Consider the following 12385-nt stretch of genomic DNA (forward strand, 5'->3'; position numbering starts at 1 on the left):
AAAAGGTATGCAATCAAATCTTTGATCCGCTCCGACAAGATCAAGACACTGTCTTGCCCTCCGACTGACCACCCCTTATTTTCTCTGCCATCGCCCTGGCGCATTCTCTCCTTTTCCCTGACCAACCGGGCGGCTTCTCCCATCCACATCTCCCGAAGGCGGGCTCGCAGATGAAAGCCATTTCCTATCTCGATATCGCGGTGATAATCGGGTATCTGGTGCTGATGATCAGCATGAGCTTCCTGTTCAACAAGCTGAACAAGGACGAGGATGAGTATTTCAAGGGCGGGAACAAGATGCCCTGGTGGATCTCCGGGGCGAGCTGTTTCATGGCCAGTTTCAGCGCCTGGACATTCACCGGAGGGGCCGGGTTCTCGTACGATTACGGTTTCACCGGGGTGCTGATGTACGCCCTGGGCGGCCTGTCTTTCTTTGTCGGCGCGTTCTGGCTGGCCGGGGTCTGGCGGCGCACCCGGATCACCAGCGCCATGGAATTCCTGGAGACCCGCTACGGCCTGTCCACCCATCAGTTCCTGAGCTGGACCACGATCCCCATCTCGATCATCTACTGCGGCATCTTCCTCTACTCGATCAGCATGATCCTCGCCTATGCCATGAAAACCAACCTTCAGCTGATGATCATCATCACCGGGGTGGCGGTGCTGGTCTACACGGTCATCGGCGGGTTCTGGGCGGTCTGTGTCAACGATACGATCCAGTCCCTGCTGCTGCTGGGGACAATCAGCGTGGTGTTCGTGCTCAGTCTGATCCATATGGGCGATTTCCACACCTTTATGGTCCGGGCAAACGAGCTGCATTATTTCCAGATCAACGGCTGGCAGGGAAACAATTCCTGGTTCTACCTGGTGGCATACTTTCTGAATTCGATTTTCGGCAACAACACCGGCAGCAACGCCCAGCGCTATTTTGCTGTGCGGGATGAAAAAGCGGCCAAAAAAGTGGCCCTCCTGTCGGGCATCCTGTTCATCGCCGGGGCGATCCTCTGGTGCCTGCCGCCGATGATCGCCCGGGCGACCGGGCTGGATGTGGAGTCCGCCGCCGCGGCGCTCAATTTCTCGCGTCCCGAGGAGGCCAGCTATGTCGCCATCGCCATGGCCGTGCTGCCCACCGGCCTGGTGGGTCTGCTGATCGCCGCGATCTTCGCCGCCTCGGTCACCTCGATCGACTCCAGCTACAATTACCTGGCCGCGATCCTCAGCCGGGATGTCTACCAGCGGGTGTTCCAGCGCAACGCCAGCCCCCGGGCCCAGATGCTTATCGGACGGCTCAGCACCCTGTTCGTCGGCCTGGTTGTGATCCTGGTCGCCTCGTTCTACGCATCGATCAAGGATATGGGAGTGTTCGAGATCATGATCCTGGTCAGCGGGCTGATCGTGGTGCCGGCCAATGTCCCGCTGATGATCGGCCTGCTCTACAGGCGCACTCCGAGCTGGATCGCGATGCTGGTGATGAGCGTGGGCGTGAGCGTGGGGCTGGTCGGGGTCTACGTGTTCCATATGGACTGGAGCCTGAAAGAGCTGGTCACTATCCTGTTCCCGCTCTGCCTGTTCCTGTTCCTGGTGCCGGGACTGCTCACCACGCTGTGGCGGGCCGTGGCGGCCTGGGTCTCGGTGGCCGCTGTCCTGGCCGGAGTGGACCTGTTCCTGGACTATCATTGGGGTGTGACCGCATACTCGCTGATGCTCGTTCCGCTGGGGGTGTTCCTTCTGGCCATGCCCTGGCTGAACGCGCACCAGAGCGAGGAATACAACCACCGCCTGGACTCTTTCTTCGAGAAGCTCAGGACGCCGATCGACCCGGTGGCCGAGGGGATCGGGGATGAGGAGACAGGGCTGAGCTCCTATGTCGTGATCGGCCGGATCAGTATGGGCATCGGAGCGGCAGCCCTGGTCCTGATGCTGATCAGCCGGGTGCTGGGCTACTGGACCACTCTCGGGGCCGGCCTGGCCTTTCTGGGTGAGGCGGCGATCATGTTCCTTCTGGGGCAGGGCATGATTTACCTGGGACGGTACCGCAAATCCACGAAACAGGCCTGAGACTCCAAAGAACAAAGGGCCTGCGTAGTGACGCAGGCCCTTGCTGTTCACTCTGCCGGGTGAGCGATTGCCTCCATCCCGTCTTCAGTTGAATTCCCTGACCCGCTGCCAACTGTTGCCGAAATCGCCGCTGGCGTACTCGTCGTTCTTCATCCGCATGGTCAGTGTCCCGTCCGGGTCGAAACCGAACATGTTGATCCCGTACTCCGAGAAATCCTTTACCAGCCAGGAGCGGCCCTGGTCGTAGCTGCAGATCAGCCTGTCCAGATAGGGCGGGTTTTTCGGCGCGTTGATATCGCGGCAGGCAATGTATATCGCCCTTTCGGAGCTGATATGGACCGGGTTTTTCGGGTTGGGACGGGTTTCATAGCCGGCGATGTCCTCCCAGGGCCCCTCCAGCCCCTCCCGGCTGAGCTGGAAGAGCCGTTTCTGGTTGACATACCGGTAATAGACTATCAGTTTCCCCGAACTGTCGATGTCCCCGGCCAGCGAGAAATCCGGAGTCTCCTTTGTCCTGCGCAGCAGCACCTCGTCGCCGGAGTGTGTCAGCACGTGCAGGGGCAGGCCCTGGCTGAACAGCATCGCGTGGGGGCCGCGGCCCAACAGGTTGATACAGTCGCCGCCGCCCGTGGACAGACCGGGCGCGGCCACCGCGATGAAACTCTGCCCGCCGTCGGCGCTATAGGCGAAATACTCCCTCCCCGCCGCCACGATAAAACCCCTGCCGTCACCGTACACAGCGCAGACATTCAACTCAGTCAACCCCTGCTGCGGGGTGACAGTGCGGAAATCGCGCCCTCTGTCACGGCTGATCGCCAGACCCATCCCGGTGCCGACAAGGAGCGTGTCCCCGACCTGGAACTGACAGAGGGCATTGGCGGGCAGCCGTCGGTTGCTGATCCCGGTCTGCTTGAATGAGATTCCCTCATCGCGGCTGAGAAACACCCCCTCTTTCCGGGAGACATAGATTTCACCCTCGGGGCCTATCACACAGCCCGCGGCGCACTTGTCAGGCCAGGACCGTCGGAGGAGAGGCTTGTTCCAGTCATGGATGGAGGGGTGGATGGTGTAGGTGTCGAGGTGGGTCAGCGCCGGGTCGGCGATAAAGATACTGGTGCAGTCGAACAGGTAAAGCCGGCCGCCGGCCAGGGCGAGATCGTTGATGTACATGGGGAACGGAGAGGTCGTCCGGCGGCTGTACTGGCCGCACAGGCGCCCCTGCCCGTCGACCACGAACAGTTCCTCCCCCGTGCCCGCATAGTATTTCCCGCCGTACGAGTCAACCGTCAGGACCGCTCTGTCGCCCAGCACTTCCGGAGCGATCTCGATCCAGCTCTGGCCCAGGTCGCGGCTCACACTCACCCCGTGGCAGCCGTTGTCTTGCAGGTAACTGCTCAGGCCAAAATAGACCGTACCGTCCGGGCAGACTTTCAGCAGCCCCGCCTGCCCCGGCAAGGGCATTGTGTTCCAGGTGGCGCCCAGATCACCGCTGCATCCGACTTCCCTTTCTTTCAAGGGTATTCTCGGATCGTATTTTAGGCAAAGAAACCCCTCCTTGTACGGATAGATGGAAACCCTGCCATCATCGGAAGTCTTTCGCCAGGTCTGACCCGTGTCAGCCGAGACATAGATTTCGCCCCTCCATCTCCAGGCGACTATCCGGTCCCCGTTTGCGCAGAAAGTGTTGGGGATATTCTTCGGGTGGGGAGAGACGATTCTATCCCACCTGTCGCGCGAGGGATCGTAGATAAGGCCGTCGCTGCTGATCAGCCGCCCGCCGGACATTTCGTACAGCTCGGCACTGGAGGGATAAAGGTCGCTCCCGATCTCTTTGAGCACGCTCTGCGGGTTGGCCACGTATCCGTCGCCAATCCGGCTGTAGGTGCCCTTCGCCTGGACAATCCGGCTCTTGTGGATAAAACCCCGCAGGCGCAGGTCCAGCATGTCCTGGAAATAGACTTTCCACCAGGCGAAGAGGGCGCTCGGCTCGAACAGGAACGTCTCCCCCTCGGCGATCCGGCCGATAACTTTCGAATCTCCGTCCGCCCGCTCGCGGACGTTCGAGTACCCATCCGGGTCGCTGATGCGGCCGTAGAAAATCGCCTCGGCTGCTGTCAGCCGGGAGGCCGTCAGGAGAAACAGAACCAGCGTAACGGCGGCGACAACTATTTGTTTTATTTTGTTCTGCACAACCCATCATATTGAAAATCATTTGTCATGTCAACTGTTTTTGGCTTTCTCACGTATTATTAACTTTACCCCCGGGCAACCGCGCAGCGGCCGCGGCCGCCGACAGAGGCGCTGGGTACACGGGAGATCAATCCCTGAACCTGAAATAGACTATGGCCAGCAATGCGGTTATCGCGTCTTTCCAGCCGATTTTCTTGCCTTCCCTGTAGTCGCGTCCGGAATAGGAAATGGGGACCTCGTAAATCCGGCAGCGTTTCCGGGCCACCTTGGCTGTGACCTCCGGCTCGAAACTGAAACCGTTGGAGCGCAAAGTAAGGCTTTTGAGGATTTCGATCCGGAACATCTTGTAGCAGACCTCGATGTCCGTAAGGTTGAGGTTTGTGAAGATATTGGAGACAGTGGTGAGCAGACGGTTCCCCACCGCGTGCCAGTACATGTGCACCCGCACCGTGCTGCCGCGGAAACGCGTGCCGAACACCACATCCGCCCGCCCGTCGAGGATGGGCGCGATCAGGTGGTGGTACTCCCCCGGATCGTATTCCAGGTCGGCGTCCTGGATGACCACCACATCCCCCCGCGCCTCCTGGATGCCGCGGCGCACGGCGGCGCCCTTGCCACGGTTGTGCGGCAACGAAAACACCCTGACCCGCGGATCGTCCAGCTTAAGTAAAAACTCGGACGTTCCATCCGTCGACCCGTCATCCACGACAAGGAGTTCTTTGTCCAGGTCCACCGCCAGCACACGGGCAATGATTTCTTCAATCGTTCCGATTTCGTTATAGACTGGCATGATCACTGATAATTTCATTGCCGCTCTCCCGATTTCCAACGGATACGGTGGCACAAAGCGGATTGCCGCCGGCATGCCGGCGGTGCATCGAATATCAGAGTCTGCTTTCAGCGCCGCGACTCCCCGCACCGGCAAGGACATCCGGAATCGCCGGGAAGAGCGAGGAACCAAGCACCCGGATCAACGATTGGATTGTCAGATCAGGCCGACAATCGGATTTACCAGTCCCAGTGTTCGCCAATCAGCGCAGTATATGCATTCATACCTGCCGCTTAATGGACAATCTACACCAATGGCAGTATTCATGGAATGATTCACTTGACCACAACAGCAAGTAATTATACACTATTCGACATGTTATCCTTGATTCTCGAAGCGTTCGATATCGCATGATGAAAGATGTAGAGGCAAGTTTTGCGTGTCAATGTCTTATATCGTTTCAGACAAGGGCGGGTCGACCGACAATGGGCAAAAAAGCTAAACGCAGAATTCCGGCGGTGAAAAAGAGAACCCATCCTTTTCAATTCGTTTCCGATTTTATCGGGAGCAGCCGAATCGCATTCGGCCGGCTGAGCCTGAAAGGAATTGCCGTCGCAGCGGTCCTGATCCTGATCGGGATACTGATCCGGCTTGAATTCATAAACCAGACAATCAAATACGACGAGGCTTTCACTTTCATCCGGTTTGCGAGGCTTCCGTTCACCAAGCTGATCGGCTACTACCCGCTGCCCAACAACCACATCCTGCACACTATCCTCGTAAAAGCCTCGATTCTGGCTTTCGATCCGTGGGAATGGGCGATAAGGTTGCCGGTATTCCTGGCGGGAATACTTCTGCTGCCGGTGATGTTCGTGCTCGGCAACAAAGCTTTCGGGCCGGGCTCAGGCTACTGGGCCCTCGCCCTGTCCGCCACCTCGTCCGGGCTGGCCGCCTATTCGGTCAACGCGAGAGGCTACATGCTGGTCTGCCTCTTTACCGCGGTTGTCTTCTGGGCCGCGGTGAATATTCGTGGCAAAGGCGGTTCGACGAAAGACTGGACCCTGTTCGTACTCGGTTCGGTGGCGGGTCTGTTCACGGTGCCGGTTATGCTGTTCTCTGTCGCGGCGCTGTCGGCGTGGTTACTGTGGGACGTGAATCCGGCCCTGAAAGGCGGGAGGAAGACCGTATTGCTCCGCCTGGCTGCGGCAGGGGGCTGCATTCTGGCCGGGACCGCTTTGTGCTACACTCCATTGATGCTCGATTCAGGTCTGAAAGCCCTGATCGCCAACAAGTATGTCACCCCGCAGCCCATGCCGCAGGTGCTCTCACAGCTCCCGGAATTTGCGAAATCGGTGATAGAATATTTCGTCGAAGTCCTGCCACTGCCGATGCAGATACTGCTGGGTGTAGCATTCATTCTCGGTCTGCGGCGCGCTCCGTTGCTGGCCCTGTCGCTCGTCCTGACCACACTGTTGCTGATTATTTACCAGAGAGTGATTCCACCGGTCAGGGCCCTTTCGTCCGGCCTGGTGTTTTTCCTTCTGTTCAGCGCGTCCGGGATGCAATCAATCGGCGGGTGGATCACCCAGAGGGTCAAGCTGCCACGGGGCATTCCGCTCGACCTGATTCTCGCCGTGGCCTGGGCGGTCACCGGGTCCATCTTTCTGCTGAAACAGCCTTCTCTCGGCCGTCAGGACGAGCATTATCCCGAAGCGCGGGAGGTTGCCGCCTATATGGACCCGCTGATGAACGACAAGTCCGACGTCGTCGCGATGCCACCGGAGTGTGAGATCATCGCCTATTACCTTTCGGACCGTGCCCAGAAAGACGTCAACATCGACTCCGACATCAACAACCCGAAGGAAAAGATGCTGTTTGTAGCCAACCTGCGTCACGGGAGCGTGGACAGCATCATGCAAAGCCATCTCTTCCGGTTCTTACCTTACAACTACCCGCAGCAGCTCACCCTGATCGACTCGACAGCCATCTGCATACTCGAATCGATCCAGGCGACAGGCTTGAAACCGAACTCGATGCTCGAAAAATTCATTTCCGATTTCAAGCTGAAAAAGCAGCTCTCGCAAAATGACATGCTTGATATCAAGGCCGGATTGAACTGTCTGCACCATCTGAATAGAGAGAAAACTATCGACTCCCTGTTGACTCGAATGCTGGAGATCGACCCGGACAACCAGTTCGCCCTCGAAAAGCTCGGGGATCTCAAATTGCAGACAGATCAACACGACCAGGCGGAACAGTATTACAGGCGGTTGCTCAGACTCAGCCCGCAAAATGGCGCCGGGCTGTGTGGGATAGGAGTCCTGGAAGGCATCCGGGGCAACCTGGAATCGGCCAGACGATACCTTCTGGCCGCGCTCAGTCAGGACAGCACGGATTTCAACTCACTGTACAATATCGGACTTGTGTGTCTGAAAGCCAACGACAACAGGGAAGCCATCGCGTGGTTCAACAAAGCCGCTGCCCTCCGTCCGAATGATCATAGCACCATTCTGGGCCTGGGCATGGCCTATTCCGCAAGCCCCGAGCAGCGCGATAAAGCCTTGGAGATGTACCGTAAGGCCCAGGAACTCAACCCGGACCAGCGGGAATTCATCCAGCGGAGGCTTGTGGAACCGCTACTGCGCGGCGAGGCCCCAACCGATACTGACCCTTGAGGCATGTCTCCGGCCTGACGCCGTTTCCACAACCCGGCGCGAGGGGCTTCGTAGCGATCAAGGCAGGTACAAACATAGCAAAAACAAGGGCCTGCGAATTCACGCAAGCCCTTGTTCTATAATGGTCGGGGCGACTGGATTCGAACCAGCGACCACTGGCCCCCCATGCCAGTGCGCTACCGGACTGCGCTACGCCCCGAATTGTACTCTTTCCATTTTACAGCACCTTCCCGGCCGTGCCAGGCGAGCTATTAAATATATTTTGATTTCCGGCTCAGGCAAGGGAAAAGTTACTTCCGCAAAACCTCCTGCAACTCAAGCAGTTCCCTGCGGATTGAGGCCAGGGTGGCCCGGTTTTTCTCCTCGCGGGGCAGCGCCTCCTCGGCCGCCTTGCCCATGTGCTTGAGCTGGTTCAGCTTGCGTCGCGCCCCGTCGATCGTGTATTTCTCGGTGTACAGCAGGTGCTTGATCAGCTGGATCACCTGGATCTCGCTCTTGCGGTAGGCACGGTTGCCGGCCCGGTTCTTGGACGGGCTCAGGAACTTGAACTGCGTCTCCCAGTACCGCAGCACATGGCTTTTGAGGCCTGTAATGTCGCAGACCTCGCTGATCGAATAATATTCCTTGTCCGGAAATACACTGGAATTCATACTGGCTCCATGCAGAGGGGCTTGAGGGTTGCCCGCCGTGACACAGCCTTCATTCGGATTCTTTTCTCAGCTCGCGGCCCATCAGGCCGCAGACCGCCTCGCCCACCGAGCGGCCCTGGAACAGGATACTGTAAATCTGCTGCGTGATCGGCATCTCCACCTGCCGGCTGCGGGCGAGCTGCCAGGCGCTCTCGGTGGTGCGGATGCCCTCGGCCACAGTACGGCTGCCCGCGGTGATCGCCTCCAGGGTCTCGCCCCGGCCGATCCGGAGGCCCACGCTGCGGTTACGGCTGAGGTCGCCGGTGCAGGTGAGCACCAGGTCGCCCAGGCCGGAGACGCCGGCGAAAGTTGAAGACTTGGCCCCCAGCGCCACTCCCAGACGGGTGATCTCGACCAGGCCGCGGGTGATAAGCGCCGCCCGGGTGTTCATCCCCAATCCCGCGCCCTCGATCATCCCCGTGGCCAGGGCGATCACGTTCTTGAGCGCGCCGCCCAGTTCCACTCCGATCACGTCGTCATGCTTGTACACGCGCAGGTAGTCACTGGAGAACAGCGCCTGCACCAGCGTGGCCGTGGCCTCCTCGGTCGAGGCGGCGGTGATCACCGTGGGGCGCCGGCGCGCCACCTCGGCGGCAAAGCTCGGGCCCGAGAGCGTGGCGTGGCTGAACTCAAGCCCGGCCTCGCCCAGCACCTGGGCCTCGATCTGGCTCATTCGCAACAGGCTGCCGTTCTCGATGCCCTTGCTGGCGTTGACCAGCACCACGCCCGGCCGAAGCACGGGGCGCATCCGCTCCAGCATGGCGCGGGTCACGTGGCTTGGGCAGACCATCAGCACCAGCTCGGCCGGCGCGATCACAGCCTCGAGGTCGTTGTCGCACTCCAGGGACGGCTCCAGGCCGACCCCGGCCAGATACATCTCGTTTACGTGATTTTCCCGGATCGAGCGCACCACCTCGGGCTCGAAGGCCCAGAGACACACGCTCTCACCCTTGAGCGCCAGATGGTTGGCCAGGGTCGTGCCCCAGCTCCCGGCGCCCACCACAGCGATCCTCACTGTTTCTCCCTCCCCTGGCCGCCGCGGCTCAGGCGTTTTTCCTCTCCACGGACCAACCGCCCGATGTTGGAGCGGTGTGTGATTATTACCGCCAGGCAGATCAGGATCCCGAAGCCGCGCAGAAGCCAACTCTCGCCGGTTCCGGCCTCGGTGGTCAGCACGATCGCCACGGGCAGGGCCAGGGCCGCCGCAATCGAGGCCACCGAGACGATCCGGGTAAGCAGCATCAGCAGAGCCCAGACCACCACGCAGACCGCCAGGGCCTTGGGCGCCAGGGCCAGGAACACTCCGGCTGCCGCGGCCACGCCCTTGCCGCCGCGGAAACCGACAAACGGGCTGTAGACATGCCCGGCGATGGCCGCAAACCCCAGGGTCATGCCGAGGGCCACCCGGTGGCTGGCGCACAGCAGCGGGGCGATCAGGGGCAGCCAGTGCGCCGCGCTGAAACCCTTGAAAATGTCCAAGGCCAGCACGAACACAGCCGGGGCCACTCCCAGGGTGCGGAACACGTTGGTCGCGCCCAGGTTGCCGCTGCCGTGGGCGCGCAGGTCGATGCCGCGCAGCAGACGGCCGGTCAGGTAGCTCGTGGGCACTGCCCCCAGAAAATAGGCGGCCACAGTCGCTGCCAGCAGACTCAGGACAAGGACGACGCTCAAGATTCAGTCTCTCTGGGCTTGCGCGCGCTCTTGCGGAAATCCAGCCGCAGAGGCGAGCCGGTTAACGGGAAGCTCTCGCGCAGACGGCGCGTGAGATAGCGCTTGTAATGCTCGGGCACCAAGTCCGGCTCGTTGGAATATACGGCGATCACCGGGGGACAGGTCTGCACCTGGGTGCAGTAGAGCAGCCGGATGTGCTTGCCGCTCACCGAGGGGGGATGGCTGCGGGCCACCGCCTCGCGCAGCGCCTCGTTCAGCCGCGCCGTGGCGATGCTCCGCGCCCGCTCCTGGCTCACCTCGAGCGCCAGGTCGAGGAGGCGGCTCACCCGCTGGCCCGTGAGCGCCGAGATGAACACCATCGGCGCGAACTCCAGGTTCGGGTTGTCGGCTTTCAATCCGGACTCGATCTTCGCCGGAAGGTTCGTTTCCTTGTTCTCGACCAAGTCCCATTTGTTCAGGGCCAGGATCAGCCCCTTGCCGTTGTCCACGGCCATGTTGGCGATGCGCAGGTCCTGACGGTTGGGGGGCTCGCGGCTGTCCAGCAGAAGGATCGTCACGTCGCAGCGCTCGATCGAGTGCACGGTGCGCAGCAGGGTGTAGTAATCCAGGCCCACGCTGGTTTTCATCTTGCGTCTCAGCCCCGCCGTGTCGATCAGCACCAGCGTACGCCCGTTGTATATCAGCGGTGTGTCCACCGGGTCACGGGTCGTGCCGGGGATGTCACTCACCAGCATTCGGTTCTCGCCGCACAGACGGTTGACCAGCGAACTCTTGCCAACGTTTGGCTGGCCGATCACCGCCACCAGCACGGCGTCCTCGGGCAGCGGGGCGGGACGGGCCTCGCTGGGCGGAAGGGCCGACACCATCAGGTCCAGAAGGTCGCCGATACGCGTCCCCTCCATGGCCGAAATGGCCACGGCGCGCTCGAACCCCCAGCGGTGGAATTCCGCCGGGAGAGCGCGCGCGCCGCCGTCGATCTTGTTCACCGCCAGGACCACCGGCTTGCCGGTGCGGCGGAACATCTCCACCAGGTCATCCTCCTGTGCGGTGGGGCCCTCACGGCCATCCACCACGAACAGCAGGACATCCGCCTGCTCGATGGCGGCGTCCACCTGGTGGCGCACCTCCACCTCGAACTCGCCCAGCACCTCGGCCAGGATTCCGGCCGTGTCGACCAGTTCGAAGGCCTCACCGGCCCACTCGACCGGGGCGTAAAGACGGTCGCGGGTCACACCGGGTGTGCTGTCCACAATGGCCACCCGTCGGCCGACCAGACGGTTGAAAAGGGTGGATTTACCCACATTCGGCCGTCCCACCACGGCCACCAGCGGCAATGACTTCAATTCGTTTTCCTGTCCTTCTCCTGAGGGCGTCGCATTCAACCGCAGCACCCGGATGGGTTGCTCCGTGCCGAACACCGACTCCACGGAGGACAACACTGTCAAGCCTGGATCAGAGTTTCACCAACCAGACATCGCTCTTGTACTTTTCGCGGATTTCCGCAGCCGCTGTCTCGGCCTCGGCATAGCTGGGGTAGTTGCCCACCCGGACCCGGTACCAGCGTCCGTTGTTCAGATCGGCGTTCTCCACCCGGGCCTCGAACCCGTTGCGGCTGTAGAAAGCGGCCAGCTTCTCGGCCGACTCGCGGGTCTCCCAGGCCGCCACCTGGATCGTGTACGGCCCGGCGGGCATGCCGGTGCGTGAAACGGCTTTCTTCACCTTGACCGGCTGAGCGGCCGGGGCGGCGGCCTGGGCCGTGTCGGCGGGCTGGGCCGCCTGCTGCGTGGTGTCCGGGGCCGCGGCTGCCGGCTGGGCCTGCGGCGGAGTCGCGCTCATCGGCGGCTCCTTCGGGCCACAGGCTGTCATCAGCATCGCCGTAAGGCCGATCAGCATCCAGTACTTTTTCATCGTACTCTCCGTGGTTGAAGTGCATTGATTTCCGATTCAGTCCACTTTCCGAAAACCACGTCCTGTCAGCCGGTGCCGGTTCGACACGCCTGATTCTGTCACAAAGCCAACTCCAGAAGGGCCTGACCCAGTTCCCGCTCGGCGACCACCCGCGCCGGGGCGAGTTGGCTGGAAAGCTCCTCCAGAGTCATGTCATCCAGAAAATATCCTCCATCGTTCACCGCCTCGCCCGGCACGAGCCAGATATCGGCAAGGCCGGCCGCTTTCGCCGCAGCCAGGATGTCCCGTCCGGGCAGAAGCCCGGCCACGGTCACGCGGTCGCCCAGCAGGCTGTTAGTCGCCCGGGCCAGGCTGAAACGCGGCCCGAAACGCCGCTCCAGGCGCGGGATTACCCGTTTCTCTATTATCGGCGCGAAATCGGTCCCG

10 protein-coding genes and 1 tRNA gene are annotated in these 12385 nt (G+C 61.0%); 2 read left to right on the forward strand and 9 right to left on the reverse strand.

The window, feature by feature from the left end:
- Positions 1-170 precede the first annotated feature (170 nt).
- Complete coding sequence (locus LLH00_06650) at positions 171-2057, forward strand: hypothetical protein (protein MCE5270949.1); 1887 nt, start codon at positions 171-173, stop codon at positions 2055-2057.
- An 84-nt stretch (positions 2058-2141) separates the two neighbouring features.
- On the opposite strand, the gene LLH00_06655 is transcribed toward LLH00_06650, so the two are convergent.
- The gene (locus tag LLH00_06655) at positions 2142-4247 is read right to left on the reverse strand and encodes a hypothetical protein (GenBank protein MCE5270950.1); all 2106 of its coding nucleotides are present in this window, start codon (positions 4245-4247) and stop codon (positions 2142-2144) included.
- A gap of 127 nt (positions 4248-4374) precedes the next feature.
- The gene (locus tag LLH00_06660; GenBank protein ID MCE5270951.1) at positions 4375-5055 is read right to left on the reverse strand and encodes a glycosyltransferase family 2 protein; all 681 of its coding nucleotides are present in this window, start codon (positions 5053-5055) and stop codon (positions 4375-4377) included.
- 446 nt (positions 5056-5501) lie between these two features.
- Between LLH00_06660 and LLH00_06665 the strand changes: the two genes are divergently transcribed.
- The gene (locus LLH00_06665) at positions 5502-7691 is read left to right on the forward strand and encodes a tetratricopeptide repeat protein (GenBank protein ID MCE5270952.1); all 2190 of its coding nucleotides are present in this window, start codon (positions 5502-5504) and stop codon (positions 7689-7691) included.
- Positions 7692-7813: 122 nt separating this feature from the next.
- On the opposite strand, the gene LLH00_06670 is transcribed toward LLH00_06665, so the two are convergent.
- From LLH00_06670 to LLH00_06700, 7 genes are all read right to left on the reverse strand, one after another.
- Positions 7814-7890 (reverse strand) — tRNA-Pro (locus LLH00_06670).
- A gap of 91 nt (positions 7891-7981) precedes the next feature.
- Complete coding sequence (locus tag LLH00_06675) at positions 7982-8341, reverse strand: MerR family transcriptional regulator (GenBank protein ID MCE5270953.1); 360 nt, start codon at positions 8339-8341, stop codon at positions 7982-7984.
- A 49-nt stretch (positions 8342-8390) separates the two neighbouring features.
- Positions 8391-9395, reverse strand: coding sequence for an NAD(P)-dependent glycerol-3-phosphate dehydrogenase (locus LLH00_06680; GenBank protein ID MCE5270954.1), 1005 nt, complete (start codon positions 9393-9395; stop codon positions 8391-8393).
- The gene (gene plsY, locus LLH00_06685; GenBank protein ID MCE5270955.1) at positions 9392-10051 is read right to left on the reverse strand and encodes a glycerol-3-phosphate 1-O-acyltransferase PlsY; all 660 of its coding nucleotides are present in this window, start codon (positions 10049-10051) and stop codon (positions 9392-9394) included. Before plsY ends, LLH00_06680 begins: the two co-directional genes overlap by 4 nt.
- The gene (gene der, locus LLH00_06690) at positions 10048-11394 is read right to left on the reverse strand and encodes a ribosome biogenesis GTPase Der (GenBank protein MCE5270956.1); all 1347 of its coding nucleotides are present in this window, start codon (positions 11392-11394) and stop codon (positions 10048-10050) included. The genes plsY and der overlap by 4 nt, the downstream gene beginning before the upstream one ends.
- 109 nt (positions 11395-11503) lie before the next feature.
- Positions 11504-11959 carry an SPOR domain-containing protein gene (locus LLH00_06695; GenBank protein ID MCE5270957.1) on the reverse strand — a complete coding sequence of 152 codons (456 nt, stop codon included), beginning with the start codon at positions 11957-11959 and terminating at the stop codon, positions 11504-11506.
- A 98-nt stretch (positions 11960-12057) separates the two neighbouring features.
- Positions 12058-12385 (reverse strand): DUF512 domain-containing protein (locus LLH00_06700; GenBank protein MCE5270958.1); only part of this gene is annotated, 328 nt, incomplete at its 5' end.

The sequence above is a fragment of the bacterium genome, assembly GCA_021372515.1.
Classification (GTDB): Bacteria; Gemmatimonadota; Glassbacteria; order GWA2-58-10; family GWA2-58-10; genus JAJFUG01.

Coding starts and splice junctions, on each gene's coding strand:
- LLH00_06650 (MCE5270949.1), top strand. CDS start 171: ATGAAAGCCATTTCCTATCTCGATATCGCGGTGATAATCGGGTATCTG.
- LLH00_06660 (MCE5270951.1), bottom strand. CDS start 5,055: ATGAAATTATCAGTGATCATGCCAGTCTATAACGAAATCGGAACGATT.
- LLH00_06675 (MCE5270953.1), bottom strand. CDS start 8,341: ATGAATTCCAGTGTATTTCCGGACAAGGAATATTATTCGATCAGCGAG.
- LLH00_06695 (MCE5270957.1), bottom strand. CDS start 11,959: ATGAAAAAGTACTGGATGCTGATCGGCCTTACGGCGATGCTGATGACA.
- LLH00_06665 (MCE5270952.1), top strand. CDS start 5,502: ATGGGCAAAAAAGCTAAACGCAGAATTCCGGCGGTGAAAAAGAGAACC.